Source organism: Pseudomonas alloputida (genome assembly GCF_021283545.2).
Lineage (GTDB): Bacteria > Pseudomonadota > Gammaproteobacteria > Pseudomonadales > Pseudomonadaceae > Aquipseudomonas > Aquipseudomonas alloputida.
Map to the genome: position 1 here is coordinate 1882145 of NZ_CP128540.1, position 13348 is coordinate 1895492.

Below are 13348 nucleotides of genomic sequence, written 5' to 3' on the forward strand. Positions count from 1 at the left end.
CCGTCAATGGCCCATCAGCCAGTGCTGGTGTGGGCCCGGCAGGGTCCAGATACCGAATAGCATCACCAGCACACCGCCTGCCACTCGCACGCTGCGTCGCCGCAACAGGGCGTTCATCCGTTCGGCAGCCAGCCCGGTTGCCAGCAACACCGGCCAGGTGCCCACCCCGAACGCCAGCATCAACCCGGCGCTGTAGCCGGCATTGCCCTGGCTGGCCGCCCACAGCAGGGTGCTGTACACCAGCCCGCACGGCAGCCAGCCCCAGAGGGCGCCCAGCAGCAATGCCCGAGGGAGGCTGGACACTGGCAGCAATCGCGACGCCACCGGCTGGATATGCCGCCACAGCCCGCGGCCCAGTGCCTCGATACGGGTCAGCCCGCTCCACCAGCCGGCCAGGTACAGGCCCATGGCAATCAGCAGCAGTGCCGCGACCACCCGCAGCGCCAGCGCTGCCGGGCTGCTGGCCACGGCCCAGCCGGCCAGGCCCAGCAACAGGCCGGCGCAGGCATAGCTGAAAATGCGCCCCAGGTTGTACGCCAGCAACAGGCGCAGGCGCTTGCCGCGTTGTTCGGGGGGGATGGCCAAGGTTAGTGCGCCCATCAGGCCACCGCACATGCCCAGGCAGTGACCGCCCCCTAGCAGGCCAAGGACCAGTGCCGAGCCCAGCAGCGCAAGCAGGTCAGGCACGGGGTGGTGGTTCCTTGTCGGTGTCGGCTGCGGCATCGTCAGGCTTCACTGCCGCCTGGTGGCGCGGGTCCTGATCGTCGAACAGGATGCTGTGGGCGGGGCCTTCAAGGTCGTCGTACTGACCGCTGTCTACCGCCCAGAAGAAGATGTACACGGCCACGCCGACCAGCAGCAGGGCTGCCGGGATCATGACATAGAGGGCGGGCATGGCGACTTCCTCCCGGGTAAAGGGGCTTCGTGGGGCAGCGGGCCCGAGGCCACGGGCATTCGGGTCAGGCGCAGGGCGTTGAGCACCACGATCAGCGAGCTGACCGACATGCCGATGGCGGCCCACACCGGCGTGATCCAGCCGAGCGCGGCGAACGGCAACATCAGGCCATTATACAGGGTCGCCCACAGCAGGTTCTCGAGGATGTTGCGGCGGGTGCGGCGGGCCAGCTCGAACGCCTGCACCAGCGCTTGCAGGCGGTTGGACAGCAAGACGGCGTCGGCACTGGTCTTGGCCAGGTCGGTGGCGCTGCCCATGGCGATGCTGATATCGGCGGCGGCCAGTACCGGTACATCGTTGACCCCGTCGCCGAGCATCAGCACCTTGCGCCCGTCAGCCTGCAGGGCTTTCAGGCGGTCCAGTTTGTCATCCGGGCGCAGGCCGCCAATGGCCTGGTCGATACCCAGCTGCGCGGCCACTTCGGCAACCATCGGCGAGCTGTCGCCCGACAGCAGCAGGGTGTGCCAGCCCCGCGCCTTGCAGGCAGCGAGCAGGGCCGGGGCATCGTCGCGCAGGCGGTCATCCAGGCCGAACCAGGCCAGTGGCCCCTGGCGGTCGCCCAGCAGCAGCCACTGGCCGCGCGGCTCGGGTACAGCGGGGATTTCCGCACCACTCAAGGCGCAGACGAAGGTAGCCTGACCAATGCGCAGGCGCTGGCCGTCGACCACCCCCTCCAGGCCCAGGCCGGGTACGCTCTGTACGTCATCGGCAGGTGTGGCGGTACGACCAAAGGCGCGAGCGATGGGGTGTTCAGAGCGGTTTTCCAGCGCCGCGGCCAGGGCCAGGCAGCGGTCGGCGGCCTGGCTGCCGAGCGGGCGGATGCTGCGCAAGGTCAGGCGGCCCTCGGTCAGTGTGCCGGTCTTGTCGAAGATCACCGTGTCGATCTGGTTCAGGCCTTCCAGCACGTGGCCGCGGGTCACCAGCAGGCCAAGCTTGTGCAGGGTTCCGGTGGCGGCGGTCAGTGCGGTTGGCGTAGCCAAAGACAGGGCACAAGGGCAGGTGGCCACGAGCATGGCCAGTACGATCCAGAACGCCCGTGTCGGGTCCAGGTGCCACCACCACAGGCCGATGGCAACGGCGGCCAGCAGCGAGAACAGCAGGAACCACTGCGAGGCGCGGTCGGCGATTTCCGCCAGGCGCGGTTTTTCGGTCTGGGCGCGTTCCAGCAGGCGGACGATGGCCGACAAGCGTGAGTCATGGCCGAGGGCTTCCACTTCCACATTCAGCGCGCTTTCAACGTTCAGCGTACCGCCAGTGACCCGCTCACCCACCCGGCGTGGTTGCGGCAGATACTCGCCGGTCAGCAGCGATTCGTCGACGCTGGAGCGGCCCTCGACGATGCGCCCGTCGGCAGGGATGACCGCGCCGGGCAGCACCTGCACGGTGTCGCCGCACTGTAACTCGCTGAGCAGGATGCGTTCGCTGCGCCCGATGGCGTCCAGGCGCAGGCATGAGGCTGGCAGCAGGTTGACCAGCTGTGCAGTGGCCGCCGCTGTGCGCTCGCGGGCGCGGCGCTCCAGGTAGCGGCCGGTCAGCAGGAACAGGGCGAACATGCCCACCGTGTCGAAATAAAGCTCGCCGCTGCCAGTGATGGCTGTCCAGATGCCGGCACCGAACGCCAGGCCAATGGCCAGCGACACCGAAACGTCCATGGTCAGGTGGCGCGTTCGCAAGTCGCGCGCCGCGCCCTTGAAGAAGGGCGCGCAGCTGTAGAACACGATGGGAATTGTCAGGAACAGCGCCACCCAGCGCAGGATGGCATGCAACTCGGGTGTCAGGTCGATGTTGAATTCCGGCCAAGTGGCCATGGTCGCCATCATCGCCTGGAACCACAGCAGCCCGGCCACGCCCAGGCGGCGTAGGGCGCTGCGGTTTTCCCGGGCCAATTGCTCGGCGGCCTGGTCAGGCTGGTAGGGGTGGGCGGCGTAGCCGATCTGGCGAAGTTCGGCGAGGAGGCGCGACAGCGGTAGCTGCTTGTCATCCCAGTTCAGCAGCAGGCGGTGATTGGACAGGTTCAGGCGCGCTTCGGCGACACCGGGCAGGTTGCGCAGGTGCTTTTCGATCAGCCAGCCGCAGGCGGCGCAGCTGATGCCCTCGACAAGCAAGGTGGTTTCGGCCAGCTCACCCTGGTGGCGGACGAAGGTTTGCTGCACGTCGCTGCGGTCGTACAGGGCCAGTTCGTCCTGTAGTTGTTTGGGCAGGGCTTCGGGGTTGGCGCTGTTGTCGCTGCGGTGTTGGTAGTAATGTTCCAGGCCTCCAGCGACGATCGACTCGGCCACCGCCTGACAGCCGGGGCAGCAGAACTGCCGGGGCTGGCCGAGGACCACGGCGGTGAAGCGGCTGCCGGTGGGGACGGGCAGGGCGCAGTGGTAGCAGGGGGTCGGTTGGGTCATAGGGCAGACACTGCTCAGGCAGATAGGAAACCCTGTGGGAGCGGGCGCGCCCGCGAATGCGTCAGACCTGGAAATACCTTTGCCTGAGCTATCGCATTCGCGGGCGTGCCCGCTCCCACAGGGATTTGCGGTGTTGCTACTGTTGGTGTTCGGCGCCTTGCAGGGCTTCGTCACCCAACTGCAAGGTCACACCATGCGCCACTTTTTCCTCTTCGAACAGGCGCCATACCTGGCCCCCTTCGCTACCCAGCAGTTCGACAAAACGGCGCCCGTCAACCTTGTCTTCCAGCTGCCCCACATAGCGCCCTGCTTCGACCCGGCTCAGCAGCACCTTGCGGTCCTTCTCTGGCTGGGTCGGCGAAATCAGGTTCAGTTCCAGGTTTTGCGGGCCACTGCTACCGGTCAGGCGCAGGTCCACTTCGCCGGTCAGTTCGTCCAGATGCACGCTGGCTTTCAGGCCCAACTGCTGCGCCAGCAGCTCGCGGTCCAGCGAGCGGTTGATGCCCTTGCCGGCCTCGTAGTAGTTGTCGTTCACCAGGTTGTCCGGGTTGTGCACAGCGATGCTGACCATGGTCAGGCTCAGGCACACCGAGGTGGTGAGGATGCCGATGATGATCCAGGGCCAGAGGTGCTTGTACCAGGGGCTGGCGGCGGTGGCGGCAGGCATTGTGCGTTATCTCTCTTAGCGGATCTGTGGGCCGATGAAACGGCTCTTGGCTTCAACCTGGGCGTCGCTGTCGTCGGCGCTCTTGAGGATGAAGGTGATTTCGTTGGTGGTCGATGGCAGCTTCTCGGGGGCAACCGACAGCTGCACGGGAAGGCTGACGATGTCACCAGCGGCCACGCGGATCTCGCGCTGGCCTTCGAGCTTGAGGTCCGGCAGGCCGGCGGCGTCCAGCACGTAGAGGTGATCGCGCTGATCCTTGTTCATTACCTTCAGGCTGTACACGTTCTCGATCCGGCCCTGGGCGTTTTCGCGGTACAACACGCGGTCTTTGCTGACGTCGAAACCGACCAGCGAACGGGTGGCGAAGGCCGTCGCCAACCCGATCATCATCACCAGCAGTACCACGGCATAGCCGATCAGACGGGGGCGCAGCATGTGGGTCTTCTGCCCGGACAGGTTGTGCTCGGTGGTGTAGCTGATCAGCCCTTTGGGGTAGTTCATCTTGTCCATGATGCTGTCGCAGGCATCGATGCAGGCGGCGCAGCCGATGCACTCGATCTGCAGGCCGTCACGGATGTCGATGCCGGTCGGGCAGACCTGCACGCACATGGTGCAGTCGATGCAGTCACCCAGGCCCTGGGCCTTGTAGTCGGTATCTTTCTTGCGCGGGCCGCGGGTTTCGCCACGGCGTGGGTCGTAGGACACGATCAGCGTGTCCTTGTCGAACATCACGCTCTGGAAGCGGGCATAGGGGCACATGTACACGCACACCTGTTCGCGTAGCCAGCCGGCGTTGCCGTAAGTGGCGAGGGTGAAGAAGCCGACCCAGAAGTAGGCCCAGCCATCGGCCTGGCCCGTGAAGAATTCGATCGCCAGTTCACGGATCGGCGAGAAGTAGCCGACAAAGGTCATGCCGGTGACAAAGCCGATCAGCAGCCACAGGCTGTGCTTGGCGAATTTGCGCAGGAACTTGTTGCCGCTCATGGGGGCTTTGTCGAGCTTCATGCGCTGGTTGCGGTCACCCTCGGTGATCTTTTCGCACCACATGAAAATCCAGGTCCACACGCTTTGCGGGCAGGTGTAGCCGCACCACACCCGGCCAGCGAACACCGTGATGAAGAACAGGCCGAAGGCGGCGACGATGAGAATGCCCGAGAGCAGGATGAAGTCCTGCGGCCAGATGGTGGCGCCGAAGATGTAGAACTTGCGCTCGGGCAGGTTCCACCACACGGCCTGGTGCCCCTCCCAGTTCAGCCACACGGTGCCGAAGTACAGCAGGAACAGCACTGCACCGCCGACCATGCGCAGGCGACGGAACAGGCCGGTGAAGGCGCGGGTGTAGATCTTTTCCCGGGAAGCGTAGAGGTCGACGGAATCCTTCCCTTTGTTGGCAGGCGGGGTCACATCATGTACCGGAATTTGCTTGCTCATCATCAAGTCCCACGGCAGTGGAGAAACGCCGCGGCCTGTGCGTGCGGGCCGCAGTCTCGCGCAATCTGCTAGCGCTCTGCGGCCCATGATACGCCGCTGATGGCAGTATGGGTTCGCACTGCGACCTTTAGTCGCGTTGGGTTCGTGGTATGAAACGTGTTATGGCGGGTGTCAATTGATCCAGGTCACTTGCCTGCGAGAAATGCTGTGCCAGTACCGGCCTCTTCGCGGGTAAACCCGCTCCTACAAGGATCCTGTGTAGGAGCGGGTTTACCCGCGAAGAGGCCAGGCCTGCCTTACTCAGCCTTGGCCGGCTCAGCCTGGTGCGACAGGCTGTAGACGTAAGCCGCCAGCAAGTGCACCTTGTCGTTGCCCTGCAGTTGTTCCTGGGCCGGCATCTGCCCCTGGCGGCCATAACGAATGGTCTGCTGCAACTGGGCAAAGCTCGAGCCGTAGATGAACGCCTGCGGGTGGGTCAGGTTCGGAGCGCCCATGGCGGGCGTACCTTTGCCTTCCGGCCCGTGGCAGGCCACGCAGTTGGCTGCGAAGATCTTCTGCCCGTTCTCCACATCGGCCTTCGCACCCTCAGGCAGTGTGCGGCCATCGAGTTTGCTGACCACGAACGCAGCCACATCGGCCACGCCCTGGTCACCGATCACTTCGGCCCAGGCCGGCATCACGCCATGGCGACCGGCCATGATGGTGGTCTTGATGGTTTCCGGCTCGCCGCCCCAGCGCCAGTCATTGTCGGTGAGGTTGGGGAAGCCGAAGGCGCCCTTGGCGTCGGAACCGTGGCACACCGAGCAGTTGGAGGCGAACAGCCGCGCACCCATTTTCAATGCCTGCGGGTCCTTGGCCACTTCTTCGATCGGCATGGCCGCGAACTTGGCGAAGATCGGCCCGAAGCGGGCGTCGGCCTTGGCCATTTCCTTTTCCCATTCATGCACGCCGGTCCAGCCCGGCTGGCCGTTGGAAAACTCGGTCTGCTTGTCGTTATCCAGGTACGAATAGCCCGGCAGGACGCCTTTCCAGTTGCCCAGGCCCGGGTACAGCACCAGGTAACCGAGGGCGAAGACGATGGTGCCGACGAACAGCCAGAACCACCATTGCGGCAGCGGGTTGTCGTATTCCTCGATGCCATCGAAGGCATGCCCGACGGTTTCGTCGGTAACCTCTTCGCGCTGGCCCTTGCGGGTCGACAGCAGCAGCCAGGTCAACGAGAAGATGGTGCCCAGGGTCAGGACGGTAACGTACAGACTCCAGAAGGTTGTCATTGTTGTTTGCTCCCAGAAGCTTTTGCTTGCTCGACGTGCCGGGTGGCCTCGGGGTCATCCGCGAAGGGCAGTTGGGTCGCTTCGTCGAAGTCCTTTTTACGCCGTGGGTTGAACACCCATAGCGCCAGGCCCACGAACGCCACCATCACCACGACGGTGCCCAGGCCGCGAATCATCCCGATATCCATCAGCGTCACCGTTTGCTCTTGATGATGGTGCCAAGACCTTGCAGGTACGCGACGATGGCGTCCATTTCGGTCTTGCCCTTGACCGCGTCACGTGCGCCGGCAATGTCGGCGTCGGTGTACGGGGTGCCGAGTGTGCGCAGCACTTCCATCTTCTTCGCGGTGTCCTTGCCGTCGAGCTTGTTCTCGACCAGCCACGGGTAGGAAGGCATCTTCGATTCCGGTACCACGTTGCGCGGGTTGTACAGGTGCGCTCGGTGCCAGTCATCGGAGTAGCGGCCGCCGACGCGGGCCAGGTCCGGGCCGGTACGCTTGGAGCCCCACAGGAACGGGTGATCCCACACGCTTTCACCGGCTACCGAGTAGTGGCCGTAACGCTCGGTTTCGGCACGGAACGGGCGGATCATCTGCGAGTGGCAGCCCACGCAGCCTTCGCGGATGTAGATATCGCGGCCTTCCACCTCCAGCGCGGTGCGCGGCTTCATGCCCTCGACCGGCTTGTTGGTGACGTCCTGGAAAAACAGCGGGACGATCTGGGTCAGGCCACCGACGCTCACGGCGATGACCATGAAGAAGGCCAGCAGGCCTATGTTCTTCTCGACGGCTTCATGCTTCATCAGTGCGCTCCCACAACGACGATCTTGGCGGCCTCTTCAGCCTGTGCCGGGTTGGCGGCACGTACGGTACGGAACACGTTGTAGGCCATCAGCAGCATGCCGCTGGCGAAGAACGCTCCGCCCAGGGCGCGGACGATGTAGCCGGGGTGGCTGGCCTGCAGGGCTTCGACGAAGGAGTAGGTGAGGGTGCCGTCATCGTTGATGGCGCGCCACATCAGGCCCTGGGTGATGCCGTTGACCCACATCGAGGCGATGTACAGTACGGTACCGATGGTGGCCAGCCAGAAGTGCGCGTTGATCAGGCCGATGCTGTGCATCTGCTCGCGGCCGTAGAGTTTCGGGATCATGTGGTACACGGCGCCGATCGAAATCATTGCCACCCAGCCGAGGGCGCCGGCGTGGACGTGGCCGATGGTCCAGTCGGTGTAGTGCGACAGTGAGTTCACGGTCTTGATGGCCATCATCGGGCCTTCGAAGGTGGACATGCCGTAGAACGCCAGCGACACCACCAGGAAGCGCAGGATCGGGTCGGTGCGCAGTTTGTGCCAGGCGCCCGACAGGGTCATCATGCCGTTGATCATGCCGCCCCAGCTTGGCGCCAGCAGGATGATCGACATTACCATGCCCAGCGACTGCGCCCAGTCAGGCAGGGCGGTGTAGTGCAGGTGATGCGGGCCGGCCCAGATGTACAGGGTGATCAGCGCCCAGAAGTGCACGATCGACAAGCGATACGAGTAGATCGGCCGCTCGGCCTGCTTGGGCACGAAGTAGTACATCATCCCCAGGAAGCCGGTGGTGAGGAAGAAGCCCACGGCGTTGTGGCCGTACCACCACTGGATCATCGCGTCGGTGGCGCCGGAGTAGGCCGAGTACGACTTGAACAGGCTCACCGGCAGCGAGATGTGGTTGACGATGTGCAGCATCGCGGTGACCACGATGAACGCACCGTAGAACCAGTTGCCGACATAGATGTGCTTGGTCTTGCGTTTGACGATAGTGCCGAAGAACACCAGCCCGTAGGTAACCCAGACGATGGCCAGCAGGATCGCCAGCGGCCACTCCAGCTCGGCGTATTCCTTGGTGGTGGTGTAGCCCATCGGCAGGGTGATCAGCGCGCCGACGATCACGGCTTGCCAACCCCAGAAGGTGAAGGCGGCCATGCTGTCGGAGATCAGCCGGGTCTGGCAGGTGCGCTGCACCACGTAGTAGCTGGTGCCGAACAGCGCACAGCCCCCGAAGGCGAAGATCACCAGGTTGGTGTGCAGCGGGCGCAGGCGGCCGAAGCTGGTCCAGGGAAGGTCCAGGTTCAGCTGCGGCCACACCAGCTGCGAGGCGATGAAGACGCCGAGGCCCATGCCAAGGATCCCCCAGACCACCGTCATGATGGCGAACTGGCGGACGACCTTATAGTTATAAGCAGTCGGACTGATTGCTGTGCTCATTCTAAGGTTCCACGGTTTTGATGTTCTTGTTGGTCGAAAAATCGGCGCCAGTATTGATAACCAGCAAGGTTACCGCAACGCAACTTTGGTACGCCGACCCGTGTCCAGACCCGTTCACTGATGTCCCGCAGGGATCGGGTCTGGGCGATTGTACACAAATAAATATTTGTAATGTGTACCGTTTTTCATCTTTTTCTGATCGATCGGTCAAGCTTTTTCTGGGGCGGCGACAGGCCATGCGCCGCGTCTGCATCGGTCCTTTCGGAGCGAAGCCCACTGAGGCAACAAGCTTAGTTGTGTTCGGTGGGGGTGCAAGGGAAGGGGGCGGCGGTGGGGGTATGGTTTGAGGGGGATGGTGGGGCGGGGGTGTAAGGTTTGATGGTTATGGTGGGGCGGATATCGAGCGCCGCGCGGGCGGCGCTCGATCTCACAGGCGGCAAATGCCTTTCGGCGAACTCACTTGGCCGTCACAGCCTCAGCCGAACCATCCTGCGACAGGCTATACACGTAAGCCGCCAGCAGGTGCACCTTGTCATTCCCCTGGATCTCGGCCTGCGCCGGCATTTGCCCCTGGCGACCATAACGAATGGTCTGCTGCAGCTGGGCAAAGCTCGAACCGTAGATAAACGCCTGCGGATGGGTCAGGTTCGGAGCGCCCATGGCGGGCGTACCTTTGCCTTCCGGCCCGTGGCAGGCCACGCAGTTGGCTGCGAAGATCTTCTGCCCGTTCTCCACATCGGCCTTCGCGCCCTCAGGCAGTGTGCGGCCATCGAGTTTGCTGACCACGAACGCAGCCACATCGGCCACGCCCTGGTCACCGATCACTTCGGCCCAGGCCGGCATCACGCCATGGCGACCGCTCATGATGCTGGTCTTGATGGTTTCCGGATCGCCGCCCCAGCGCCAGTCATTGTCGGTGAGGTTGGGGAAGCCGAAGGCGCCCTTGGCGTCGGAACCGTGGCACACCGAGCAGTTGGAGGCAAACAGGCGGCTGCCCATTTTCAGCGCCTGCGGGTCCTTCGCCACTTCTTCTACGGGCATGGCGGCGTATTTGGCGAAGATCGGACCGAACCTGGCATCGGCCTTGTCCATTTCCTTCTGCCATTCATTGGCGCCAGTCCAGCCATTTTCATAGCCCGGCAGGATGCCTTTCCAGTTGCCCAGGCCTGGGTAGAGGATCAGGTAGCCGACCGAGAACGCCAAGGTGCCAACGAACAGCCAGAACCACCACTTGGGCAGCGGGTTGTCGTACTCCTCTATGCCGTCGAAGCTGTGGCCCATGGTCTCGTCGGTGGTGTTGTTGCTCTGGCCCTTGCGCGTGGCGAGCAGCAGCCAGGTCAGGCCAATCAGGCTACCGATGGTCAGTACGCTGATGTACGTACTCCAGAAGGTGGTCATTGCCCGTTACTCCTTTTTGCAGCAGGCTCCTGCCCGGCAGTGGGCAGGCGGTCGTCGACGAAGGGCAGCAGGCGCGCTTCGGCGAAATCACGGTCGCGGCGGCGGTTGAAGACCCACAGGGTGAGGCCGATGAAGGCAATCATCACCACCAGGGTGCCCAGCCCGCGGATCATGCCGATGTCCATTTCCATCGCACTCACCTCTTGTTCTTGATCGCGGTGCCGAGCACCTGCAGGTAGGCGACCAGTGCATCCATCTCGGTCTTGCCTTTGACCGCTTCACGGGCGCCGGCAATGTCGTCGTCGGTGTACGGCACGCCCAGGGTGCGCAGGGTGCGCATCTTGACGTCGGTGTGGCTGTTGTCGACCGGCTGGGCAACCAGCCACGGGTAGGACGGCATCTTCGACTCCGGCACCACGTTGCGCGGGTTGTACAGGTGCGCACGGTGCCAGTCGTCCGAGTAGCGGCCACCGACTCGGGCCAGGTCCGGCCCAGTGCGCTTGGAGCCCCACAGGAACGGGTGGTCCCACACGCTTTCACCGGCCACCGAGTAGTGGCCGTAACGCTCGGTTTCGGCGCGGAACGGGCGGATCATCTGCGAGTGACAGCCCACGCAACCTTCGCGGATGTAGACATCGCGGCCTTCCAGTTGCAGCGCGGTGTAGGGCTTCATGCCTTCGACCGGTTTGTTGGTGACGTCCTGGAAGAACAGCGGGACGATCTGGGTCAGGCCGCCGATGCTGACGGCAAATACCATCAGCAGGGCCATCAGGCCGACGTTTTTCTCGATGACTTCATGTTTCATCAGGCGTTTCTCCTCAAGCCAACTGGGCGTTCGCAGGGGCGACGTCAAGCGCTGGCGAACGCACGGTGCGCCAGGTGTTCCAGGCCATCAGGAACATGCCGCTGAGGAAGATCGCGCCGCCGACGAAGCGCACGACGAAGCCTGGGTGGCTGGCCACCAAGGTTTCCACGAACGAGTAGGTGAGCGTGCCGTCGCTGTTGACCGCGCGCCACATCAGGCCCTGGGCGATGCCGTTGACCCACATCGAGGCGATGTACAGCACGGTACCGATGGTGGCCAGCCAGAAGTGCGCATTGATCAGGCCGAGGCTGTACATGCGTTCTTTGCCGAACACTTTGGGGATGGTGTGGTACAGCGCGCCGATCGAGATCATCGCTACCCAGCCGAGGGCGCCGGCGTGGACGTGGCCGATGGTCCAGTCGGTGTAGTGGGACAGGGCGTTGACCGTCTTGATGGCCATCATCGGGCCTTCGAAGGTGGACATGCCGTAGAACGCCAGTGACACCACCAGGAAGCGAAGGATCGGGTCGCTGCGCAGTTTGTGCCAGGCGCCCGACAGGGTCATCATGCCGTTGATCATGCCGCCCCAGCTTGGCGCCAGCAGGATCAGCGACATCACCATGCCCAGCGACTGCGCCCAATCGGGCAGGGCGGTGTAGTGCAAGTGGTGCGGGCCGGCCCAGATGTACAGGGTGATCAGCGCCCAGAAGTGCACGATCGACAAGCGATACGAATACACCGGCCGTTCGGCCTGCTTGGGCACGTAGTAGTACATCATCCCCAGGAAGCCTGCGGTCAGGAAGAAGCCCACCGCGTTATGGCCGTACCACCATTGCACCATGGCATCGGTGGCGCCAGCGTAGACCGAATAGGATTTGGTCAGGCTGACCGGCAGCTCCAGGTTGTTGACGATGTGCAGCAGTGCCACGGTCAGGATGAAGGCGCCGAAGAACCAGTTGCCGACGTAGATGTGTTTGGTGTTGCGCTTCATCAGCGTGCCAAAGAACACGATGGCGTAGCCCACCCAGACGATGGTGATCAGAATGTCGATCGGCCATTCCAGTTCGGCGTATTCCTTGGAGCTGGTGTAGCCCAGCGGCAGGCTGATGGCCGCCAGCAGGATAACCAGTTGCCAGCCCCAGAACGTGAACGCGGCCAGGCCCGGTGCAAACAGGGTGGTCTGGCAGGTGCGTTGCACCGAATAATAGGAGGTGGCGAACAGTGCGCAGCCGCCGAACGCGAAGATCACCGCATTGGTATGCAGGGGGCGCAGGCGGCCGAAGCTGGTCCAGGGGAGGTCGAAGTTTAGGGACGGCCAGGCGAGCTGGGCGGCGATGAAGACGCCGAGCCCCATCCCGACGATTCCCCACACCACCGTCATGATGGCGAATTGGCGGACCACCTTGTAGTTATAGGCGGTACTGCTGGTTGTGTTCATGTATGGGTTCCCATCCACGGTTATTTGGCAGGCTTTACAGCGAGGCAAGCATGATTAATGGGCAAAGTGCCGGTATTGACGGGGATCAATGGGCGAAGGTCGCAAATGTCCCAGGCTTGCGCTGCGATCCTCCGCGGGTTGCAGGTCAGGATGACTACAAGGGGTGCCTGATTCTGGCCCATGGCGCGGGCGCGCCGATGGACAGCGGGTTCATGGACGAAATGGCGCAAAGGCTTGCGGCTCTTGGGGTAGCGGTAGTGCGCTTCGAGTTCCCGTACATGGCCGAGCGCAGGGTTACCGGTGGCAAGCGGCCGCCGAACCCGCAGAAGGTGTTGCTTGAATGCTGGCGTGAGGTGTACCGGCAAGTGCGACCTTTGGTCGCGGGCAAGCTGGCCGTGGGGGGCAAGTCCATGGGCGGGCGCATGGCGAGCCTGCTGGCCGACGAACTGGGCGCGGATGCGCTGGTGTGCCTGGGCTATCCGTTCTACGCGGTGGGTAAGCCCGAGAAGCCACGGGTAGAGCACCTGGCCGAGTTGAAGACACCGACGTTGATCGTGCAGGGCGAGCGGGATGCGCTGGGTAACCGCGAGGCGGTGGCGGGGTATGCGTTGTCGCCGGCGATCGAGGTGAGCTGGCTAGTGGCGGGGGACCATGACCTGAAGCCGTTGAAGGCTTCGGGGTTCAGCCATGAGCAGCATTTGCAGGCGGCGGCTGAACGCGTTGCTGATTTTCTGAAGGATTAG

The 13348-nt window shown here is 63.6% G+C and carries 14 protein-coding genes; 1 reads left to right on the forward strand and 13 read right to left on the reverse strand.

Features of this window, described 5'->3' with window-relative positions; genetic code table 11:
* Positions 1 to 3: 3 nt before the first annotated feature.
* From LU682_RS08775 to ccoN (LU682_RS08835), 13 genes are all read right to left on the reverse strand, one after another.
* The gene (locus LU682_RS08775; protein ID WP_246745721.1) at positions 4 to 723 is read right to left on the reverse strand and encodes a sulfite exporter TauE/SafE family protein; all 720 of its coding nucleotides are present in this window, start codon (positions 721 to 723) and stop codon (positions 4 to 6) included.
* A complete protein-coding gene (gene ccoS, locus LU682_RS08780) occupies positions 680 to 895 on the reverse strand; it encodes a cbb3-type cytochrome oxidase assembly protein CcoS (RefSeq protein WP_010955011.1) in 216 nt (71 codons plus the stop codon). The genes LU682_RS08775 and ccoS overlap by 44 nt, the downstream gene beginning before the upstream one ends.
* Positions 874 to 3348, reverse strand: a complete 2475-nt coding sequence (locus LU682_RS08785) for a heavy metal translocating P-type ATPase (protein WP_049588199.1) — start codon at positions 3346 to 3348, stop codon at positions 874 to 876. The genes ccoS and LU682_RS08785 overlap by 22 nt, the downstream gene beginning before the upstream one ends.
* 136 nt (positions 3349 to 3484) lie before the next feature.
* A complete protein-coding gene (locus tag LU682_RS08790) occupies positions 3485 to 4015 on the reverse strand; it encodes a FixH family protein (RefSeq protein WP_010955009.1) in 531 nt (176 codons plus the stop codon).
* Positions 4016 to 4030: 15 nt separating this feature from the next.
* The gene (gene ccoG / locus LU682_RS08795) at positions 4031 to 5446 is read right to left on the reverse strand and encodes a cytochrome c oxidase accessory protein CcoG (protein WP_010955008.1); all 1416 of its coding nucleotides are present in this window, start codon (positions 5444 to 5446) and stop codon (positions 4031 to 4033) included.
* 296 nt (positions 5447 to 5742) lie between these two features.
* Positions 5743 to 6720: a cytochrome-c oxidase, cbb3-type subunit III gene (ccoP, locus tag LU682_RS08800; protein WP_010955007.1), complete on the reverse strand. Its 978-nt coding sequence runs from the start codon at positions 6718 to 6720 to the stop codon at positions 5743 to 5745.
* A complete protein-coding gene (locus LU682_RS08805; protein ID WP_003254287.1) occupies positions 6717 to 6908 on the reverse strand; it encodes a CcoQ/FixQ family Cbb3-type cytochrome c oxidase assembly chaperone in 192 nt (63 codons plus the stop codon). The genes ccoP (LU682_RS08800) and LU682_RS08805 overlap by 4 nt, the downstream gene beginning before the upstream one ends.
* Before the next feature lie 5 nt (positions 6909 to 6913).
* Positions 6914 to 7522 (reverse strand): cytochrome-c oxidase, cbb3-type subunit II, encoded by a 609-nt coding sequence (gene ccoO / locus LU682_RS08810; protein WP_010955006.1) that lies wholly within the window; start codon positions 7520 to 7522, stop codon positions 6914 to 6916.
* Positions 7522 to 8964, reverse strand: coding sequence for a cytochrome-c oxidase, cbb3-type subunit I (gene ccoN / locus LU682_RS08815; protein WP_003254284.1), 1443 nt, complete (start codon positions 8962 to 8964; stop codon positions 7522 to 7524). Before ccoN (LU682_RS08815) ends, ccoO (LU682_RS08810) begins: the two co-directional genes overlap by 1 nt.
* A gap of 456 nt (positions 8965 to 9420) precedes the next feature.
* Positions 9421 to 10362, reverse strand: coding sequence for a cytochrome-c oxidase, cbb3-type subunit III (gene ccoP, locus LU682_RS08820; RefSeq protein ID WP_010955004.1), 942 nt, complete (start codon positions 10360 to 10362; stop codon positions 9421 to 9423).
* Positions 10359 to 10553, reverse strand: coding sequence for a cbb3-type cytochrome oxidase subunit 3 (locus LU682_RS08825; protein ID WP_010955003.1), 195 nt, complete (start codon positions 10551 to 10553; stop codon positions 10359 to 10361). The genes ccoP (LU682_RS08820) and LU682_RS08825 overlap by 4 nt, the downstream gene beginning before the upstream one ends.
* A gap of 5 nt (positions 10554 to 10558) precedes the next feature.
* Positions 10559 to 11167, reverse strand: a complete 609-nt coding sequence (gene ccoO, locus LU682_RS08830; protein WP_010955002.1) for a cytochrome-c oxidase, cbb3-type subunit II — start codon at positions 11165 to 11167, stop codon at positions 10559 to 10561.
* A gap of 13 nt (positions 11168 to 11180) precedes the next feature.
* On the reverse strand, positions 11181 to 12605 hold the full coding sequence (gene ccoN / locus LU682_RS08835) for a cytochrome-c oxidase, cbb3-type subunit I (protein WP_003254280.1): 1425 nt from the start codon (positions 12603 to 12605) through the stop codon (positions 11181 to 11183).
* 50 nt (positions 12606 to 12655) lie between these two features.
* Here ccoN (LU682_RS08835) and LU682_RS08840 point away from each other — a divergent pair, with 50 nt between their 5' ends.
* On the forward strand, positions 12656 to 13348 hold the full coding sequence (locus LU682_RS08840) for an alpha/beta family hydrolase (protein ID WP_010955001.1): 693 nt from the start codon (positions 12656 to 12658) through the stop codon (positions 13346 to 13348).

Bases quoted from the DNA above. Each gene is read 5' to 3' on its own strand.
- LU682_RS08775 (WP_246745721.1), bottom strand. From the start codon at position 723: ATGCCGCAGCCGACACCGACAAGGAACCACCACCCCGTGCCTGACCTG.
- ccoS (WP_010955011.1), bottom strand. From the start codon at position 895: ATGCCCGCCCTCTATGTCATGATCCCGGCAGCCCTGCTGCTGGTCGGC.
- LU682_RS08785 (WP_049588199.1), bottom strand. From the start codon at position 3,348: ATGACCCAACCGACCCCCTGCTACCACTGCGCCCTGCCCGTCCCCACC.
- LU682_RS08790 (WP_010955009.1), bottom strand. From the start codon at position 4,015: ATGCCTGCCGCCACCGCCGCCAGCCCCTGGTACAAGCACCTCTGGCCC.
- ccoG (WP_010955008.1), bottom strand. From the start codon at position 5,446: ATGAGCAAGCAAATTCCGGTACATGATGTGACCCCGCCTGCCAACAAA.
- ccoP (WP_010955007.1), bottom strand. From the start codon at position 6,720: ATGACAACCTTCTGGAGTCTGTACGTTACCGTCCTGACCCTGGGCACC.
- LU682_RS08805 (WP_003254287.1), bottom strand. From the start codon at position 6,908: ATGGATATCGGGATGATTCGCGGCCTGGGCACCGTCGTGGTGATGGTG.
- ccoO (WP_010955006.1), bottom strand. From the start codon at position 7,522: ATGAAGCATGAAGCCGTCGAGAAGAACATAGGCCTGCTGGCCTTCTTC.
- ccoN (WP_003254284.1), bottom strand. From the start codon at position 8,964: ATGAGCACAGCAATCAGTCCGACTGCTTATAACTATAAGGTCGTCCGC.
- ccoP (WP_010955004.1), bottom strand. From the start codon at position 10,362: ATGACCACCTTCTGGAGTACGTACATCAGCGTACTGACCATCGGTAGC.
- LU682_RS08825 (WP_010955003.1), bottom strand. From the start codon at position 10,553: ATGGAAATGGACATCGGCATGATCCGCGGGCTGGGCACCCTGGTGGTG.
- ccoO (WP_010955002.1), bottom strand. From the start codon at position 11,167: ATGAAACATGAAGTCATCGAGAAAAACGTCGGCCTGATGGCCCTGCTG.
- ccoN (WP_003254280.1), bottom strand. From the start codon at position 12,605: ATGAACACAACCAGCAGTACCGCCTATAACTACAAGGTGGTCCGCCAA.
- LU682_RS08840 (WP_010955001.1), top strand. From the start codon at position 12,656: ATGATTAATGGGCAAAGTGCCGGTATTGACGGGGATCAATGGGCGAAG.